The sequence below is a fragment of the Brevundimonas sp. UBA7507 genome, assembly GCF_002478355.1.
In the GTDB taxonomy this organism is placed as follows: Bacteria; Pseudomonadota; Alphaproteobacteria; order Caulobacterales; family Caulobacteraceae; genus Brevundimonas; species Brevundimonas diminuta_D.
This window is the reverse complement of sequence record NZ_DLNP01000023.1, coordinates 1-17,767: the sequence shown is the minus strand read 5'-3', so window position 1 is coordinate 17,767 and position 17,767 is coordinate 1. Positions and strand designations below refer to the sequence as shown.

Sequence of the window (17,767 nt, the reverse complement as noted above, 5' to 3'; positions counted from 1 at the left end):
CAGATGGTTCAGCTCAACCTCCCGCGCGGCTCCAAGCCCACGGCCGGCAAGGTCCACAAGGCCCCAGCCGGCGCCAAGAACGTCAAGACCTACAAGGTCTATCGCTACGACCCGGAGACGGACGCCGATCCGCGCTGGGACTCGTACGAGGTCTCGACCGACGATCACGGCCCCATGCTTCTGGACGCCCTGATCCACATCAAGAACGAGATCGACCCGACCCTGTCGTTCCGTCGCTCGTGCCGTGAAGGCATCTGCGGCTCGTGCTCGATGAACATCGACGGCCGCAACACCCTGGCCTGCACCAAGGGCTGGGACGAGTGTTCGTCGCACAACATCACCATCGCCCCCCTGCCGCACCAGCCGGTAGTCAAGGATCTGGTGACGGACCTGTCGCTGTTCTACGCCCAGTACGACTCGATCCAGCCCTACCTCCAGTCCGACCTGCCGGACCCGGAAAAGGAGCGCCTGCAGTCGCCCGCCGACCGCGAGAAGCTGGACGGCCTGTACGAGTGCATCCTGTGCGCCTGCTGCTCGACCTCGTGCCCGAGCTACTGGTGGAACCAGGAGGAATACCTCGGCCCGGCGGCCCTGCTGCAGTCCTACCGCTGGATTTCGGACAGCCGCGACGACGCCACCCAGAAGCGTCTCGACGACCTGGAAGACCCGTTCAAGCTGTATCGCTGCCACACGATCATGAACTGCGCCCAGGTCTGCCCCAAGGGGCTGAACCCGGCCAAGGCGATCGCCGAGACCAAGAAGCTGATGGTTTCGCCGTCCCGCAAGAAGACGGCCGCCTGATCCAGCCGGTCGGACCGAAAAGAAAAGCCCCCGGCGCCGCCTGGTTCCGGGGGTTTTCCTTGGCCGGCGCGTAGCAAGGCTTGCCAACCCTGCATCCAGAGTTAAGACCGCTTCCATGCCCAAGATCACCTACATTGAACACGACGGAACCGAGCACACGGTCGAGGTCAAAAAGGGCCTGTCCGTCATGGAAGGCGCGATCCGCAACAATGTGCCGGGCATCGACGCCGATTGCGGCGGCGCCTGCGCCTGCGCCACCTGTCACGTCTATGTCGACGAGAATTTCGCCGCCGAGACGGGCCGCCCCTCGGCCATGGAGGAGTCCATGCTGGACTTCGCCGAGAACGTCGAACCGAACAGCCGCCTGTCCTGCCAGATCCGCGTCACCGACGACCTGGACGGCCTGATCGTGCGCCTGCCGGAAAGCCAGCACTGAGATGATCGATACCCGGCTGCTCGACGCGGTCGGGTTTCTGGTCGCGCGCCACGCCCGGCCGGACCACATTCCCCTGATCGGGATCGCCGGGGCGCAGGGCTCGGGCAAGACCACCCTGGCCCGCATCGCGGCCGAACGGCTGGGGGCCGCGCATCTGTCGCTGGACGACGTCTATCTGACCAAGGCCGAACGCCAGACCCTGGCCCGCGAGGTCCACCCCCTGTTCGCCGTGCGCGGCCCGCCGAGGACGCACGACCTGACGCTGTTGGAGCGCGCCCTGGCCGCCCTGCGCGCCGCCGGAGCCGACAGCCGCACGCCGCTTCCCGCCTTCGACAAACTGGCCGATGACCGCGCGCCCAGAACGGACTGGCCTGTGTTTGCGGGCCGCCCGTCGGCGGTGCTGGTCGACGGCTGGTGCCTGGGCGCGACGCCGCAGGCCGAGGCTGACCTCGCCGCGCCTATCAACGCCTTGGAAGCCGAACGGGACGGGCAGGGGATCTGGCGACGCGCCGCCAACGCCGCCCTGGCCGGCCCTTATGCTGAAGCTTTCGCCCGCTTCGACGCGGTGCTGTTCTTAAAGGCCCCGTCCTTCGACGCCGTGCTGGACTGGCGCTGTGAACAGGAGGCGGGGCTGATGGGCCTGCCGCCCGCCGATCTGTCGCCCGCCAGGCGCGCCGAACTGGCCGTCTTCATCCAGCATTTCGAGCGGATCACCCGCCATATGCTGGCGGGCGGGGTTCGCGCCGAGCTCGTGTTTCAGCTAGACGCCGACCGGCGCCTCAGTCCGCCGGCATCCGACCGTAGTTGACGGCGATACGGCCGATCAAGCCCTTGACGATCAGATCGACCGGCGAGCCTTCGCGATAGTCGCCCGCCGCGACGAAGTTGACCCGGTCCTCCGAGATCAGGCGATGGATCTTGTCGTGGTCGCGCGGGGTGCTGTCAGGGTCGTAGACGGCGATGGAGAAGCCGCCCTTGGTGTGCATCATCTTCATGGTCGGCACATCGGTGTCGCCGTCGCCCAGGAAGATCATCCGGTCGAAGGGAATGGGGCGCTCCTCGTCCGGAATGAAGCGGTTGATGCGCTCATCCTCCCAGTGGTTGTGCACCCCCTTGTTGATGCGGAACAGATACTGGGTCTTGGTCGTGTAGTTGACCCCCACGGCGGGCCAGACCGCCACATCCTCATCGTCATAGGCGTATTTCGAGGCGAAGACGTGGGTGAAGGCCTCGGCGATGGGGCAGCCCTCGATCATCTCGGTCAGGCCCGCCGAGATGATGTAGTGCTCGATCTCCAGCCCGAACTGGGCGCCGAAGGCGTTCATCCGGTCGAACCAGGAGCGATCGCGCAGGCCCTCGAACAGGGCCACATCGCGGCCGTGGTCCCGCAGCGTCTGGCGCGTCACGGGCGCGCCCTGCTCGCGCGCGGCCAGCAGCATCATCTGCATGTACATCAGGATGCCGTCGCCGTCCGAGGCGATGGTCCGGGGGCGGACGGTTTCGTTCCAGAACTGGGCCGGCGTCATCCCGATCGAGGGGATGAAGCTGACCTCCTGCATGTTTCCTCGCGCCAGGGTGCCGTCGAAATCATAGATGACGGCGGTCTTGAGCAGGGGGCGGGTCGTATCGGCCATGAGGACGTCCTGGAAGGCTGGACACGCCCTCTAGCACGACTGGGCGGCTCAGATCAGCCCAGCAGCAATTCCGGCGCAGCGGTCGGCGCCGTGGCCTCGACCGGCAGGTGCAGGATGAAGGCCGCGCCCTTGCCCGGTTCCGACTGAACCTCGGCCCAGCCGCCATGCAGTTCGACCAGCGCCTTGACCAGGGCCAGGGCCACGCCCGGCCCGCCGCGCTCGCGCCGCACGAAGCGGTCGAAGACGTGGGCCTGCAGGTGATAGGGGATGCCCCGGCCGGTGTCCTCGACGCGGATGCGGACCTCGCCCGGCCCCGCCTCGGCGGTCAGGCTGACCGCGCCGCCTTCGGACACCGCGCGGCAGGCGTTCTCCAGCAGGTGATCGACCGCCTGGGCGATGCGGCGGACGTCGGCGCGGATCGGCTTCAGCCCTGTCGGGCAGGCCAGGTTCAGCGCGGCGCCGCGGCCCTCGACCTTGGCGCGGATCTTTTCCGCCGCCTCGTCCAGCAGGTCGCAGACCCGCACGTCGCCCAGGGTCAGCTCCATCTCGCCCGCGTCGATCTGGGCCATGTCCAGCACGTCGTCGATGGAGCGGGCCAGATGGCTGGCCGCCACGCGGATGGCGCCCGCGTGCTGGCGGCTGCGCTCGGGCAGGTCGCCCATCGCCTCCAGCAGTTCGGAATAGCCGACGATGGTCGTCAGCGGCGTGCGTAGTTCATAGGAGACGCTGCCGACGAACTCGCGCTTCAGGGCCTGGCTTTCGGCCAGGGCGGCCTCCTTGGCGGCCAGGGCCTGCTCCAGTTCGCGCCGGGCGGTCACGTCGAAGAAGGCGACCAGGGTGGCGCCGTCGGGCAGGGGGCGGGTCTGCCAGGCGGCGATGCGGCCGTCCTCGGTGCGGCCCTCGCCGGAAATGGCCACGCGGCTTTCCGGGTCAGGATCGGCCACCCGCGCCTTCAGCCCCAGCCACAGGGCGGCGTCGGGCAGGACCGGACGGCACAGGGCGGCCACGGCGTCGAAATCGCCCGCCTCCATCAGCCGCTCGCCGGGGACGCCCCAGAAGGTCTCGAAGGCTTCGTTGTGCAGCCGCAGCCGTCCATCCGAGCCGAACACGGCCACGGCGTCGTTCAGCTTGTCCAGGGTCGCGCGCTGGACCTGAATCTGGGCGTTGTAGCGGCTGCGCAGCTGCAGCTCGCCGGTGATGTCCGAAAAGATCAGCAGAATGCCGCCCAGCGGGTGCGGCTGTCGCACCACCCGCAGCGTCCGCCCGTCGGGCAGGGACCAGCTGTCGTCCGGCGAGGCCTGGGCGGCGCCGTAGAAGTCCAGCTCCTCGGCCTTCCAGGCGGCGTAGTCGACGACCTCGGGCAGCAGACGCTTCTGGCGCAGCCGGTCCAGCAGTTCGGCGTGGGTCGGACGCTCGTCCAGCCACGCCGGGTCGACCCCGAACAACGACTGGAAGGCGGTATTGTGGAAAGCCAGCCGCTTGGACGGGCCGAAGATGGCGACCGCGTCGGCCAGATGGTTCAGCGTCTCGTCATGGGCCTCGACGTGGCGGCGCAGGGTGTCGCGCGTCTCCTCGGCCTCGGTCATCTCAATGGCGAAGGCGATGACGGCGCCCCGCCCGCCCGCCAGCGGCTCGGCCAGGATCTTCCACGCCCTGCGCCGCCCGCCCGCCGTGGTCCAGCGAAAGCCCTCCTGACGCGCGTTCAGGCGCAGGGCCTCGGCCACCACGGCGTCTGCCCCTCGGTCGAAGCTCAAGGTCCGGCTGCGCGCCTCATCCAGCGTCTCGGCGCCCGTCTCCAGCAGCCAGGCGCTGTTGGCCCAGATCAGATGGCCCGCCCCATCGACCACCCAGGTCGGCGCAGGTGATTGCTCGGCCAGGGCGCCCGGCCCGGCTTCGCCGCCCGTATCGGGACCGCCCAGGCGCGACAGCCGCAGCCAGGCCCCGCCACCGTGCGGCCGCCCTTCGACGGCCCAGGTTCCGTCAGAGGTCTCCAGCAGGGTCTCGAACGCCTCTCCGGCGTCAATCAGGGCCTCCATGCGGCCGGTGTGCGATTGTCTCAGCGCCGACAGAATGGCCTCGGCGGCGCCTGCCGCGTCCAGGCCCGGCGCCAAGGCCGCCAGCACGTCCGACGCGCCGAACACGCTCTCGATCTCGCCGTTCGGTCCCAGCCCCAGACGCACGTCGTCGAACGCCATAAGGGCGGTCGCTCCCGCCTCCGCCTGCATCCGGGCGCCCGCAAGATCGTCCTCGACCTCGCCCGCGCGCGCGACCAGCCGGGCGCGCAGGCGCCAGGCCCAGACGCTGACCGCCAGCGCCAGCCCCGCCGCCCCCGCCGTGGCCGCAAAGGCGATGTCGGCCGCGAGATCCGCCTCGGCCATGCCTTCCCCAGAAAATCCGATCCATGTCCAGCCGCCCTTCAGGACAGGCCGATTCGCCGTTTACCATACTCTGATTGGGCGAATTGCGATGCGGCCCATGCACGCGCGGCCGCCTCTGCGATTGCGGCCCGGCCCGACGCGGGCGATATCCCCGACATGACAACGCCCTGGACCGACCAGCTCGCCCCCTCGCTCGACGATTTCGCCCGCCTGGCCGAAGAGGCCTTCGCCGGCCTGCCCGACCTGTTTCGCCAGGCGGCGGGCGACGTCGTCATCCGCGTCGACGACTTCGCCGACGAGGACATCCTGCGTGATCTGGAGATCGAAGACCCGTTCGAGCTGACCGGCCTCTATTCCGGCGTCCACATCGGCGAACGCGACGCCATGGGTCCGGCGCCGGAGCCGTCGCGCGTCTTCCTCTACCGCCGGCCCATCCTCGACGAATGGTGCGAGCGCGGCGACGTCGGCCTGGCCGAGATCATAGCCCACGTCCTGATCCACGAAATCGGCCACCACCTGGGCCTGGACGACGACCAGATCCACGCCATCGAGGACGACGAGGACTGAGGACGACGTCGGTCCGATTTGCGATGTTACGAAGGGCGCCGCGCCTCGAAGGTGATGACGTCATCCTCGCGTCGCGGGAGCCGCCCGTGCTCGTAGCCCCCGGAGACGATGACGTCGACGAAACCCGCCGCCCCCAACGCCAGCCGCATCTCCTCGACGCTCCACCAGCGTAGGGTGAACAGCTCCAGCTCCGATGCGCTCAGACGACCGTCCGTCCAAAGATCATAGCGAAGATGCGAAACGACCGTCTGGTTCAGCAGATCGGAATCGATACGCTCCTCGGCCAGGGTCAGCAGGTCGCCGTTCGCATCGGTCCAGCGCCGCGTTGGTCCCGGCGGCGCCAAGACAGCGGAGACGGGATCAAGGTCGAGGATCAGACGGCCGCCCGGCTGCAGATGGTCATGGAAGCGCTTGAGCGCGGCCAGACCTTCCTGGGCCGTGGCGATCAGCTGGAATGAGCCGGCGGGAAGAACGACCGCGCCAAAAGGCGTCGCATAGGAGAAGTCGTCGAAGCGGGCCACAGACAGCTCCGCCCTCAGACCTCGCGCCTCGCACGCCGCCCGACAGAGGTCCAACATGGCCGCAGAGGCGTCGAAACCCGTGACGTCGAAGCCGGCCTCAAGCAGAGGGACCAGCACGCGACCAGAACCGACCGCCGGCTCCAGCACGGGTCCGTCGCAGATTTCCAACCGGCGCGTATAGAATTCCACGTCGCCGAAGGATCGGCCGATCGGCTTGTCCAGATCATAGACCCGCGCCGCCAGACCGGCGTAGCGATTGCAAAGATTCGCGCTCATCGGCCTAGTCCGCGATCCGCTCCAGCTTGGCGGCGAAGAAGCCGTCCAGGCCGCCCTTCTCGGCCCACTGCGAGGGCAGGATGCGCAGCCAGCCCTCGGGCGTCAGCGCCTCGTCCGGGGCGCCGACCTCAGCTGGGACCGCCGCGACGGTGCGGAAAGCCGGGTTGCGGCGCAGGAAGGCGATGACCTGCGTCTCGCCCTCTTCGCGTTCCAGCGAGCAGACGCAATAGACCAGACGGCCGCCCGGCTTCACCTTCTCGGCGGCCGCGTCCAGCAGGCGATGCTGCACGTCGGCCAGCTTGGCCACGTCGGCGGGGCGGGTGGCGCGCAGAACCTCGGGGTTGCGGCGATAGGTGCCGGTGGCCGTGCAGGGCGCGTCCAACAGAACCGCGTCGAACATGCGGTCGTCTTCCCAGTCTTCAGCCGGGACGGCGACGACCTCGGCCTTGAGCTTCATGCGCTCGAAATTCTGGCGCAGACGTTTCAGACGCGTTTCGGAGCGGTCCAGGGCGACGACCTCGGCCCCGGCGGCGGCCAGTTGCAGCGTCTTGCCGCCCGGCGCGGCGCACAGGTCCAGCGCCGTCTCGCCCGCCTTGACCGCCAGCAGGCGGGCGGGGACGGCCGCGGCCGCGTCCTGGACCCACCAGTCGCCGGCTTCGAAACCGGGCCAGGAAGCGACATCGCCGCGCTTGCCGGTGCGGACCGTGCCGCCGGGCAGGGCTTCGCCCTCGACCGACGCCGCCAGCTCAGCCGGATCCACGCCGGGCTTGGCCGTCAGGTCGGTCGCCGGTTCTTCGCGCGTGGCCAGGGCCAGGCCGATCAGGGCCGCCTCGCCGTAAGTCGCCTTCCACCGCGCCGCCAGCCAGTCGGGCAGGTTGGATTCGGCGGTCGTCAGGCCGGGGCCGTCGCGGCCGACGCCGCGCAGCACGGCGTTGACCAGATTCTTGTACGGCCGCGTCTTGGCGTCGCGCTCGGCCAGCTTCACCGCCGTAGACACTGCCGCGAAGGCGGGCGTCTCCAGCACCAGGGTCTGGGCCAGGGCGACGCGCAAGATGGTCATGACGGCCAGCGGCGGCGCCTTCTGCAGACGACGCTCGAGGATCTGGTCGATCTCGCCCAGACGACGCAAAGCCGCCATGGCGACGGCGCGGGCGAAGGCCCGATCCTGAGGCGGCAGGTCGCGCGCGGGCGATTGCGACAGGGCCTCGTCCAGCCCCGTGCGCTTCTCCAGCGCCGCGTTCAGAAGGACGCCCGCCACCAGCCGCGCCTCGACGCCGATGTCGGCGTGCGGATCGTCCGCGACGGGCTGCCGGGGCGCTTCACGACGCGGGCCGCGCGCCTTTTCGGCGATGCGGCGGCCGCGCGCGGCGGAGCTTGTGCCCTTGGGCGCGCCCCCGCTCACACCGACACCTGGGTGCCGAGCTCGACCACGCGGCCGGGCGGAATGCGGAAGAAGTCGGTCGGATTGGCGGCGTTACGCATCAGGAAGATAAACAGCTTGTCTTGCCACAGAGGCATGCCCTGGCGGGCGGAAGGAACGACCGAGCGACGGCCCAGGAAGAAGCTGGTCGACATGATGTCGAACTTCAGCCCCTGCTTGCGACACAGACCCAGGGCGCGCGGCACGTTCGGCGTCTCCATATAGCCGAAGGTCAGGGTCAGACGCTTGAAATCATCGCTGATCGGCTCGACCGCCACCCTTTGCAGGTCCGGCACGCGCGGCCGGTCCGAGGTGTGAACCGTCAGGATGATGTTCTTCTCGTGCAGCACCTTATTGTGCTTGAGGTTGTGCATCAGAGCCACGGGCGCGACGTCCGGATCGGAGGTCAGGAAGATGGCCGTGCCCGGCGCCCGGTGCGGCGGACGGGCGCGCAGCATCTCGATCAGGTCGTTCAGCGGCAGGCTGTCCTTACGCGTCTTGTCAGCCAGGATCTGGGAGCCGCGCACCCAGGTCCACATCAGCATGACCAAGCCCCCGCCCAGCACCAGAGGCATCCACGCGCCGGCCGGGATCTTCAGCAGGTTCGAGGTCAGGAAGACCGCGTCGATGAAGCCGAACGGCACCAGAGTCAGCAGGATGGCCCACCACGACCACTTCCACTTGTGACGCACGACGGTGAAGGCCATCAGGGTGTTGACCATCATGGTCCCCGTCACCGCCACGCCATAGGCCGCCGTCAGGTTGTGGGACGACTGGAAGCTGACCAAGACGAACAGCACCCCGACCAGCAACAGGCTGTTGATCGCCGGGACATAGATCTGACCGGCCTGGGTCTCGGAGGTGTTGCGGATGTCGATGCGCGGCAACAGGCCCAGCTGGACCGCCTGCTGCGTGACCGAGAAGGCGCCCGTGATCATCGCCTGGCTGGCGATCACCGTGGCCGCCGTGGCCAGGATCAGCATCGGCCAATAGGCCAGCTGCGGCACCATGTTCCAGAAGGGATTGTCCGCCGCGCCGGGGTGCGACAGCAGGAAGGCGCCCTGACCCAGATAGCAAAGCGTCAGGCACGGCAGGACAATGAACAGCCAGCTCTGGCGGATCGGCGCCTTGCCGAAATGGCCCATGTCCGCATACAGCGCCTCGGCCCCGGTGACGGCCAGGAAGACGCTGCCCAGGATGACGAAACCCAGGAAGCCGTCGGCGATCAGCAGCTTGATCCCATAGTAGGGCGACAGGGCCTTCAGGATCGACAGGTCGTCGAAGATATGGACCACACCCAGCAGGCCCAGCGACAGGAACCAGATCAGGGTGATCGGGCCGAAGAATTTGGCCAGCCCCGCCGTGCCGCGCGACTGCACCAGGAAGAGGGCGATCAGGATGCCCGCCGCCAGCGGCAGGATGAAGGGGTCCAGACGGCCGTTCAGACCGGGCGCCTCCTGCAGGCCTTCGACCGCCGACAGGACCGAGATGGCGGGCGTGATGACGCCGTCGGAGTAGAACAGGGCCGCGCCGCAGACGCCCAGCACGAACAGCCAGGCGCTGCGTCGACCGATGGCGTGCTGGGCCAGGGCCATCAGCGACAGGGTGCCGCCCTCGCCCTTGTTGTCGGCCCGCATCAGGAACATGACGTATTTGAACGTCACGACGACCATCAGGGCCCAGAAGGCCAGCGACACCACGCCGATGATCGCCAGATCGCCGCCGACGCCCTTCTGAGCGTGGGCCGTCGCCTCGCGCAGGGCGTAGATCGGGCTGGTGCCGATGTCGCCGAAGACCACGCCGATGGCGCCCAGGATCAGAGCGCGATGACTGGCCTTGCCTCCGCCATGGCCGTGCGCCCCGCCGGAAGGCGGAGTCTGGGCGTTCGCAGAAGAGGAGGCGTTGGCGGTTGGCGCGGCGTCGCCGCGGGGCGTATCCCCGACCATGCAATGTTCTCCGGGTCGCGCGAGGAGGCGCGCGCCCATCAAGAGCGGCGGGCCTTTAGACCTTTTCCGTCAGCGGTTCAATCGCGCCCCGGTTCCGGACGCGCAGCGGACGACAGGATGCGACGATCGTCCTTGGCCTGCAACAGCACCACCACCCCTTCATCGACCCCTGCGTCCTGAGGCAGGGGGAACAGCACGGGCCGGCCGTTCCAATCGCCCAGACGGCGCACCTCGCGCACCACATTGACGTGGGTCACCGCCCGGCCGCGGTTGTCGCCGCCCTTGACCTCGACCGTCTGCTGCCCCGGTCGATAGACAACGGCGACGACTTCAGCCCCGCCGCGCGGCGGGCGGCCCGAGCCGATGCCGACCCGGTCGCCCGTCTCGCGGAACTCGATCTCGGGCGGCCAGCCCCGGCCCTGCGCCTCGGCCTCGACCGCCGCCTTCAGCTCCGGCGAGCGCGCGCCCGAGACATGACGACGTCCGTCGATCACCACCTGCGGCGTCGAGACGTTCCGCAACTTCAAGGCCTGGCGATAGGCGCGCTGGCGCTCGGCGAACTCGGGCCGGGCGAAGGTGTCGGACCAGCCCAGATAGTCCCAGTAGTCGACGCCGTAGGTCAGGACGATCACGCCCGGATTCTGGGCCACCGTCTCGACCATGCGGTTGGCGTCGGGACAGCCCGAGCAGCCCTGGGCGGTGAACAGCTCGACCACCACCGGCTGGACCGGGGCGTCGCGCTCGCGCGACGGCGCGGCGGCGACGGCCAGCAGGCCCGCCCCCGCGACCGCCGCCGTCATCCCGTACCTGAACAGGCCCCGTGCCATCATGGCGGCGATCCTATCCCTTCGGCCCGAGAACGCCGCTCATAAATGCGTGAGCGGCGCGTCGGACGCGACGAGCGCTACAATCAGTCCATCAGCTGCTGGGCCAGATAGACGTAGTGACGCGCCCAGCGGCGGGCGTTGGCCACCGGATCGGCGTCGTTGGAGTGACCGCCCGCCGTGTCCTCGAAATAGAGGTGGTCGTGGCCCTGGTCGCCCAGGCGCGCCGCGAACTTGCGGGCGTGGCCGGGGTGGACCCGATCATCGCGCGTGTTGGTGGTGATGTAGACGCGCGGATACTTCACCTCGGGCCGCAGCTGCTGATAGGCCGAGTAGCGGGCGATGAATTCGGCGTCGCCCGGAATGCGCGGATCGCCGTACTCGCCCATCCACGAGGCGCCCGCCGGCAGCTCCTGATAGCGCAGCATGTCGATCAGCGGGCTTTCGATGACCGCCGCATTGAACAGCTCCGGATGCTGGGTGATGGACACCGAGGTCAGCACGCCGCCGTTCGAGCGACCGTAGATGCCCAGATGGCGCGGGCTGGTGATGCGGCGCTGCTCCAGATCGCGGGCCACGGCGGCGAAGTCGTCGAAGGCGCGCTGGCGGTTCTCGCGCAGGGCCGCCTGGTGCCAGCCGGGGCCGAACTCGCCGCCGCCGCGGATGTTGGCCTGGACGAAGACCCCGCCGTTCTCGAGCCACAGCTTGCCCATCTCGGGCTTGTAGGCGGGCGGGAAGCTGGCCTGGAAGCCGCCATAGCCGAACAGAATGGTCGGGCCGGTCCCGTCCATCGCCAGATTCTTGGGCCGGGTGACGAAGTAGGGGATTTTCGTCCCGTCGGTCGAGGTCGCCTCGAACTGCTCAACCACATGGGTCGAGGCGTCGAACTTGGCCGGCGCCGATTTCAGTTCGGTCAGGGCGCCGGTCGAGACGTCGGCCAGGCTGAGCGTCGGCGGCGTCAGGAAGCCTTGCGTCGAGACGAAGACCTGGCCCTTGGCCTTGGAGCTGTCGCCCAGACCCACGGCGCTGTTGGCGGGGACCGCGATGTCGGTCGCGGTCCAGCCGTCGGCGCCCGGCGTGAAACGCTTCAGCGTGCCGACGACGTTGTCGGCGATGACGGCGACGATGTTGTCTTCGAACACGCTGACGTTCTGCAGCGACTGGCGCGGGCCGGGCGTGAAGATGGTCGCGGACTTCGCGTCGATGCGGATGCTCTGGCGCACGTCGCCGAGCACACCCATCGGCAGGGCCAAAAGCGAACCGGCGGCGTAGTCTTGACCGTCGAAGCTCCACGCTTGGTCTGGCGAGAAGATGAGGCTGCCCTCCATGACGCCTTCAACCGCAACACGTTCCGGCAGGTTCAGCTTGTGCGGCTTTCCATTGGCCCCCAGCGCCCAGAGTTCCGAGCGGAAGGTGTCCAGCGGACGGCTGAACAGCACGGCCTCGACCGCGCCCGCCTTGTCGCGGAAGACCATGGGAGAGACGCCGTAGCCGCCGTCGCCTTGCTGGCCGCGATAGACCTCTGTCGCGTGCGCCAGCGGATGGCCGCGCGTCAAGGATTTGACGATGAAGGGATAGCCCGACTCCGTCAGGCTGCCCCGACCGCCTTGCTGGCCGAAGTCGGTGGCGATCAGCAGGGTGTCGCGGTCCAGCCAGCTGATGCGGTGCTTGCCCTCGGGGATGACGAAGCCGCCGTCCACGAACCGCTTGGTCGTCAGGTCGAATTCGCGCACCGTCACGGCGTCCTTGCCGCCGTCCGACAGGTTGATCAGGCAGCGGGTCTCGTCCGGCGCCAGGCAGTTGGCGCCCTTGAACACCCAGTCCTTGCCCTCGGCCTTGGCCAGGGCGTCGATGTCCAGCAGCGTCTCCCACTGGGGCTGGGCCGTGCGATAGGAGTCCAGCGTCGTGCGGCGCCAGACGCCCTTCGGATTGGCCGCGTCCTGCCAGAAATTCCCCAGGCCTTCGCCCAGGAAGCTGACGCCGGGGATGCGGTCGGTGGCGGTCAGGATGGCCTCGGCCTGCTGGCGGAAGGGCTCATAGCGGCGGTCGCCGGTCAGGGCCGCCAGGGCCTTTTCATTCGAGGCGGCGACGAAGGCGCGGGCCTCGGCGCCGTCCACCTCTTCCAGCGCCAGATGATCGTCGGCGGCCCTGACCCCCTCGGGCGACAGGTCGCGCGGGAAGTGCGGCGGCAGGGTCGTCGCCGAGGCGGCGGCGGGATCGGACGCGACGCTCTCAGCTAGAGCGGGCGCGGCGGCCAGCATCAGGGCGGGCAGGGCGACGGACAGAAACAGGGACTTCATCATGATCTCGGGCTCCGTCGATTACCGCTGCGCCGGCTGATCCATCAGCCGACGGGTCAGATAGGTGTATTCCAGCGCGATGCGGCGGGCCGTTTCGCGCAGGTTGGCGCCGGCCGCGTGACCGCCGTCGACGTTTTCATAGAAGAGGACCGGGTAGCCCAGCTCTTCCATCCGCGCCGCCGCCTTGCGGGCGTGGCCGGGGTGGACGCGGTCGTCCTTGGTCGAGGTGTGGATGAAGACCTCGGGGTAGGGCTGACCCGCCGCCAGCTTCTGGTAGGGCGAATACTGCTCGATCCAGGCCCGCTGTTCGGGGATGTCCGGATTGCCGTATTCACCGATCCACGAGGCGCCGGCCAGCAGCTTGTGGAAGCGCAGCATATCGAACAGGGGCACCTGGATGACCGCCGCGTTGATCAGGTCCGGGCGCTGGGTCAGCATGGCGCCCATGAAGAGGCCGCCCTGCGAGCCGCCCATGATCCCCAGGTGCGGCTGAGAGGTGACGCCGCGCGTGATCAGATCCTGGGCCACAGCCTGGAAGTCCTCATGCGCGCGCTGGCGGTTCTCCTGCTGTGCCGCCTGGTGCCATTTCGGGCCGAACTCGCCGCCGCCGCGGGTGTTGGCGATGACATAGACGCCGCCGCGCTCCAGCCACAGCTTGCCGACCGTCGGCGAATAGCCGGGCAGCAGCGACGACTGGAAACCGCCGTAGCCGTAGAGCAGCGTCGGATTCGAGCCGTCCAACGCCATGGCGTCCTTGTGGACGACGAAATAGGGGATCATCGTCCCGTCAGCGCTGCGCGCCTCGAACTGATCGACGCGCATGCCGCTGGCGTCGAACTTGTCCGGCAGGGCCTTGGTCAGGGCGACCGCGCCGGTCGCCGCATCGGCCAGATACAGGCTGGACGGATTCAGATAGCCGGTGACGCTGACGAAGATCTTGTCGTCGCGCTCCGACGCCGAACCGACGCCGACCGAGACGTTCTGCGGCAGGTCCAGGCGCGTGCGGCTCCAATCAGCCGGATCATAGACGTAGACCGAGCCGCGCACGTTCTCGTACAGGGCGACGACCAGCTTGTTGCGGGTGGCGTTGACGCCCTCGATCGCCTCGCGCTCGCCGGGACGGATCACCAGTTGCGCCGGGGTCTTGGGATCGGCCAGCCAGGCCTGCAGGTTCCAGGCGATGACGTCGCCGGTCTTGAATTCCTGGCCCGAAGGCGCGGTCCAGTCCTGGTCCGTCGTCACCACCAGCTGGCCGGCGACGAGGGCGTTGATGTTGGACTTGAGCGGCAGCTCCAGCTTGGTCGTCGAGCCGTCGACGTTCAGGCGCCAGGTCTCGCTCTCATAGAAGTTGATCCCCCGGTTCAGCAGCACCGCCTGCACTACGCCGTCGGCGTCGCGCAGGGTGTAGCCCGAAACCGAGACGTCGGTCTGCTGACCGGCGAAGACTTCGACCGCCTGATCGACGCTCTGGCCGCGCTTCATCAGACGCACGGTGCGCGGATAGCCCGAGTCCGTCAGCGAGCCCTCGCCGAAGTCGCGCGAGATCAGCAGGGTGTCCCTGTCGATCCAGCTGGCGCCGCCCTTGGATTCCGGCAGGCTGACGCCGCCCTCCACGAAGGTTTTCGTGACGCTGTCGAACTCGCGGACCGTCACAGCGTCCTTGCCGCCGTTCGACAGGGAGATCAGGCAATAGCGTTCCTCGGGCGGCAGGCAGGACGCGCCTTTATAGACCCAGTTGGCGCCCTCGGCCGCCGACAGGGCGTCGATGTCTAGGATGGTCTCCCACTGCGGCGCGTCGGTGCGATAGGAGTCCAGCGTCGTGCGGCGCCAGATGCCGCGCACATGCTCGGCGTCCTGCCAGAAGTTGTCGACGTGGCCGTCGTGGGTGAAGCCGGGCGAGGGGATGCGGTCGCGCGACTGCACCAGGTCCAGCGCTTGCTGGTGCAGGCCCTCATAGCGCGGATCGCCCTGCAGCACGCCCAGAGAGGTCTCGTTGTGCGCCTTGACCCACGCCATGGCGCGGTCGCCCTCGACCTCCTCCAGCCAGATGTAGGGGTCGGTCGCGTCGCTGGCGGCGAAGCCCGGAGCCGTCGAGGCGGCGCTTGCGGAAACGGTGGCTTGGGCCATGGCGACGGGTGCGGCTCCGGCGGCGAGAAGAAGGGCGGCGACGGACGCCAGCGAGCGGATGGTCATTATGTGTCCCCCAACGGACGAGTGTTTTCGCGCGGCACCTTGGCGAGGGCGAGGGCGAGGGGCAAGCGTCTGTAATCTTACGGGCTTGTAATCTTTCGCCGCAGGGCGAGACTCAATCGCCGTCGTCGGGGATGCACAGGATCTGGCCGCAGGCCTTGCAGTGAACGGCGTCGGGATCGTGCTTCTGAAGCCCGCAGGTGGGGCAGGGGAATTTGACCTTGTGCGGCCGGATCAGGGTCTGGGCCAGGCGGATGAACAGGGTGATGCCCACCAGCATGACGACGATGGAGATGACCCGCCCCCAGTTGCCCGGCAGGGTGATGTCCCCAAAGCCCGTCGTCGTCAGGGTGGCGACGGTGAAATAGAGGGCGTCCAGATAGCCGTTGATGTGCTCGGCCTTGCCCCTGAAATAGGCGTAGACGAAGCCGGTCACGACGAAGACGAAGGTGACCAGGGCGGTCAGGGCCCGTGTGACCTCCTCGACCCGCGTGTCGTCGAAGCGGCGGCCGATGGTGCGCCAGAACAGGTCGCTGTTCAGCAGGCTCCAGAACCGCAGCAACCGCAGGAAGCCCAGATTGGCCAGCCAGGCCGGGAACAACAGGGTCGCCAGGACGAACAGATCGACCCAGACGATCGGCCGCTTCAGCCAGGACCGGATGTCGGAATAGGCGTAGGCCCGCGCCGCCAGGTCCAGCCCAAGAACGGCGGCGATCAGATAGTCCAAGACATAGAAGGCCCAGCCCGCCTCCTTCAGGATCGGCGTGGCCAGGAAGAAGCCGATGATGGCCAGGTCGATGACGATGACCATCAGGCGGAACTTCACCGCCGCCGGCTGGGAGCCGTGGTAGAGGTAGCGCAGGCGCGCCCTCAGCCGCAGCCCGTCGGATTTGGCGGTTTGGCTCTGGTCAGACGTCATCGCCGCCACCGATACATGAACCGGCGAAAAATCCTATATGAAGGCGATCATGAGCCAGCCCGCCCGACCCTACATCCGCATGAACGGTGCCGGAAACGCCTTCATCGTCGTCCAGGCCTTCGAAGAACCCTTCCACCCGACCGCGGATCAGGTGCGCGCCCTGGCCGATCCGGCGGCGGGTCTGGGCGGTTTCGACCAGTTGATCGGCGTCGAGCCGTCCGAGACGGCCGACGCCTTCATGCGGGTCTGGAACGCCGACGGCTCCATGGTCGAGACCTGCGGCAACGCCCTGCGCTGCGTCGGCTGGCTGCTGCTGCAGGCGACCGACAAGGAAGAGGTGGTCATCGACACCCTGGGCGGACCGACCACGGCGCGCCGGGCGGCGGGCCGCGTCGGATCGGGCGACCCCGAAGGATCGACGGCCGCGACCCATCAAGTCACCGTGGACATGGGCGCGCCGCGCCTCGACTGGTCCCAGGTGCCGCTGTCGGAAGACATGGACACGCGCGGCATCGAGCTTCAGATCGGACCGATCGACGCCCCCGTGCTGCACACGCCGGGCGCGGTGTCGATGGGCAATCCCCACGTCGTCTTCTTCACCGACCGGCTGGACGACGCCTTCGTGCGCGGCTCCGGCTCCCTGGTCGAGCACCACCCCCTGTTCCCCGAGGGGGTCAACGTCGGCTTCGCTGACGTGCGGGCCCGCGATCACATTCGGTTGCGGGTGTGGGAGCGCGGAGCGGGCCTGACTTTGGCCTGCGGCACCGGCGCCTGCGCGGCCCTGGTCGCCTCGGCGCGGCGCGGTCTGACCGACCGAAAGGCCGCCGTGACGGTCGACGGCGGCGAACTGACCATCGACTGGGACGAGGCGTCCGGCCACGTTTTCATGACCGGCCCGGTCGAGATCGAAGGGACGGGCTTCCTACCCGCCGCGTGACGGAGAAACCACGCAATCGGCCTTGACCCAGCGTCAGCGGTTGTCCCCGTCCATCCCACGATCTAGGAACGAAATGCGCCTGCCCCTTCCCGAGATCGAAATGCCCGAATTGACCGATAAACAGACCTTCTCCGACGACGACGCTCTGGAGTTCCACAGCGATCCGACGCCGGGCAAGATCTCCATGGCCCCGACTAAGCCGATGGCGACCCAGCGCGACCTGTCGCTGGCCTATTCGCCGGGCGTGGCCGTGCCGGTCCTGGCCATCGCCGCCGATGCGGACAAGGCCTATGACTACACCGCCAAGGGGAACATGGTCGCCGTCATCTCGAACGGCACCGCCATCCTGGGCCTGGGCAACCTGGGCCACATGGCGTCCAAGCCGGTGATGGAAGGCAAGTCGGTCCTGTTCAAACGCTTCGCCGACGTCGACAGCTTCGACGTCGAGGTGAAGACCACCGACCCGGATGAGTTCGTCACCGTGGTCAAGAACATCGGCGACACCTGGGGCGGCATCAACCTGGAGGACATCAAGTCCCCCGAATGCTTCGAGATCGAGGCCCAGCTGCAGGATCTGCTGGACATCCCCGTCTTCCACGACGACCAGCACGGCACCGC

14 protein-coding genes and 1 pseudogene are annotated in these 17,767 nt (G+C 68.4%); 6 read left to right on the top strand and 9 right to left on the bottom strand.

Going from position 1 to position 17,767, the window contains the following annotated elements:
* Positions 1-3: 3 nt before the first annotated feature.
* The 3 genes from B3D50_RS15505 (at position 4) to B3D50_RS15495 (ending at position 2,045) form a co-directional block, all read left to right on the top strand.
* Positions 4-801 carry a succinate dehydrogenase iron-sulfur subunit gene (locus tag B3D50_RS15505; RefSeq protein ID WP_128114754.1) on the top strand — a complete coding sequence of 266 codons (798 nt, stop codon included), beginning with the start codon at positions 4-6 and terminating at the stop codon, positions 799-801.
* 115 nt (positions 802-916) lie between these two features.
* Entirely contained in the window at positions 917-1,237 is a 321-nt protein-coding gene (locus B3D50_RS15500) for a 2Fe-2S iron-sulfur cluster-binding protein (RefSeq protein WP_003166502.1), read from the top strand.
* A 1-nt stretch (position 1,238) separates the two neighbouring features.
* Entirely contained in the window at positions 1,239-2,045 is an 807-nt protein-coding gene (locus B3D50_RS15495; RefSeq protein WP_286952564.1) for a kinase, read from the top strand.
* Here the strand turns inward: B3D50_RS15495 and B3D50_RS15490 are convergent.
* Positions 2,017-2,871 (bottom strand): HAD family hydrolase, encoded by an 855-nt coding sequence (locus tag B3D50_RS15490; protein ID WP_087141411.1) that lies wholly within the window; start codon positions 2,869-2,871, stop codon positions 2,017-2,019. The two genes, B3D50_RS15495 and B3D50_RS15490, sit on opposite strands and share 29 nt — an antisense overlap.
* Positions 2,872-2,924: 53 nt before the next feature.
* Complete coding sequence (locus B3D50_RS15485) at positions 2,925-5,249, bottom strand: ATP-binding protein (RefSeq protein WP_286952562.1); 2,325 nt, start codon at positions 5,247-5,249, stop codon at positions 2,925-2,927.
* 156 nt (positions 5,250-5,405) lie between these two features.
* Between B3D50_RS15485 and B3D50_RS15480 the strand changes: the two genes are divergently transcribed.
* Positions 5,406-5,816 carry a metallopeptidase family protein gene (locus tag B3D50_RS15480; protein ID WP_138142263.1) on the top strand — a complete coding sequence of 137 codons (411 nt, stop codon included), beginning with the start codon at positions 5,406-5,408 and terminating at the stop codon, positions 5,814-5,816.
* A 26-nt stretch (positions 5,817-5,842) separates the two neighbouring features.
* Here B3D50_RS15480 and B3D50_RS15475 read toward each other — a convergent pair whose 3' ends face one another.
* The 7 genes from B3D50_RS15475 to B3D50_RS15445 all read right to left on the bottom strand — a co-directional run bounded on the left by B3D50_RS15475 (position 5,843) and on the right by B3D50_RS15445 (position 16,212).
* Entirely contained in the window at positions 5,843-6,613 is a 771-nt protein-coding gene (locus B3D50_RS15475) for a class I SAM-dependent methyltransferase (RefSeq protein WP_286952560.1), read from the bottom strand.
* A 4-nt stretch (positions 6,614-6,617) separates the two neighbouring features.
* Positions 6,618-8,015, bottom strand: coding sequence for an RsmB/NOP family class I SAM-dependent RNA methyltransferase (locus tag B3D50_RS15470; protein ID WP_286952559.1), 1,398 nt, complete (start codon positions 8,013-8,015; stop codon positions 6,618-6,620).
* On the bottom strand, positions 8,012-9,979 hold the full coding sequence (locus B3D50_RS15465; RefSeq protein WP_003166508.1) for a potassium transporter Kup: 1,968 nt from the start codon (positions 9,977-9,979) through the stop codon (positions 8,012-8,014). The genes B3D50_RS15470 and B3D50_RS15465 overlap by 4 nt, the downstream gene beginning before the upstream one ends.
* Positions 9,980-10,056: 77 nt before the next feature.
* Positions 10,057-10,809 carry a DUF1223 domain-containing protein gene (locus B3D50_RS15460; protein ID WP_286952557.1) on the bottom strand — a complete coding sequence of 251 codons (753 nt, stop codon included), beginning with the start codon at positions 10,807-10,809 and terminating at the stop codon, positions 10,057-10,059.
* 80 nt (positions 10,810-10,889) lie between these two features.
* Positions 10,890-13,106 (bottom strand): prolyl oligopeptidase family serine peptidase, encoded by a 2,217-nt coding sequence (locus tag B3D50_RS15455; RefSeq protein ID WP_286952555.1) that lies wholly within the window; start codon positions 13,104-13,106, stop codon positions 10,890-10,892.
* 18 nt (positions 13,107-13,124) lie between these two features.
* Complete coding sequence (locus B3D50_RS15450; protein ID WP_286952553.1) at positions 13,125-15,296, bottom strand: prolyl oligopeptidase family serine peptidase; 2,172 nt, start codon at positions 15,294-15,296, stop codon at positions 13,125-13,127.
* A gap of 112 nt (positions 15,297-15,408) precedes the next feature.
* A complete protein-coding gene (locus tag B3D50_RS15445) occupies positions 15,409-16,212 on the bottom strand; it encodes a potassium channel family protein (protein ID WP_040346413.1) in 804 nt (267 codons plus the stop codon).
* A gap of 49 nt (positions 16,213-16,261) precedes the next feature.
* On the opposite strand from B3D50_RS15445, the gene dapF reads away from it, so the two are divergent.
* Entirely contained in the window at positions 16,262-17,149 is an 888-nt protein-coding gene (dapF, locus tag B3D50_RS15440; protein ID WP_286952551.1) for a diaminopimelate epimerase, read from the top strand.
* 100 nt (positions 17,150-17,249) lie between these two features.
* Positions 17,250-17,767, top strand: a pseudogene (locus B3D50_RS15435) (NADP-dependent malic enzyme); the annotation flags it as partial.

Coding starts and splice junctions, on each gene's coding strand:
- B3D50_RS15505 (WP_128114754.1), top strand. CDS start 4: ATGGTTCAGCTCAACCTCCCGCGCGGCTCCAAGCCCACGGCCGGCAAG.
- B3D50_RS15500 (WP_003166502.1), top strand. CDS start 917: ATGCCCAAGATCACCTACATTGAACACGACGGAACCGAGCACACGGTC.
- B3D50_RS15495 (WP_286952564.1), top strand. CDS start 1,239: ATGATCGATACCCGGCTGCTCGACGCGGTCGGGTTTCTGGTCGCGCGC.
- B3D50_RS15490 (WP_087141411.1), bottom strand. CDS start 2,871: ATGGCCGATACGACCCGCCCCCTGCTCAAGACCGCCGTCATCTATGAT.
- B3D50_RS15485 (WP_286952562.1), bottom strand. CDS start 5,249: ATGGCCGAGGCGGATCTCGCGGCCGACATCGCCTTTGCGGCCACGGCG.
- B3D50_RS15480 (WP_138142263.1), top strand. CDS start 5,406: ATGACAACGCCCTGGACCGACCAGCTCGCCCCCTCGCTCGACGATTTC.
- B3D50_RS15475 (WP_286952560.1), bottom strand. CDS start 6,613: ATGAGCGCGAATCTTTGCAATCGCTACGCCGGTCTGGCGGCGCGGGTC.
- B3D50_RS15465 (WP_003166508.1), bottom strand. CDS start 9,979: ATGGTCGGGGATACGCCCCGCGGCGACGCCGCGCCAACCGCCAACGCC.
- B3D50_RS15460 (WP_286952557.1), bottom strand. CDS start 10,809: ATGATGGCACGGGGCCTGTTCAGGTACGGGATGACGGCGGCGGTCGCG.
- B3D50_RS15455 (WP_286952555.1), bottom strand. CDS start 13,106: ATGATGAAGTCCCTGTTTCTGTCCGTCGCCCTGCCCGCCCTGATGCTG.
- B3D50_RS15450 (WP_286952553.1), bottom strand. CDS start 15,296: ATGACCATCCGCTCGCTGGCGTCCGTCGCCGCCCTTCTTCTCGCCGCC.
- B3D50_RS15445 (WP_040346413.1), bottom strand. CDS start 16,212: ATGACGTCTGACCAGAGCCAAACCGCCAAATCCGACGGGCTGCGGCTG.
- dapF (WP_286952551.1), top strand. CDS start 16,262: ATGAGCCAGCCCGCCCGACCCTACATCCGCATGAACGGTGCCGGAAAC.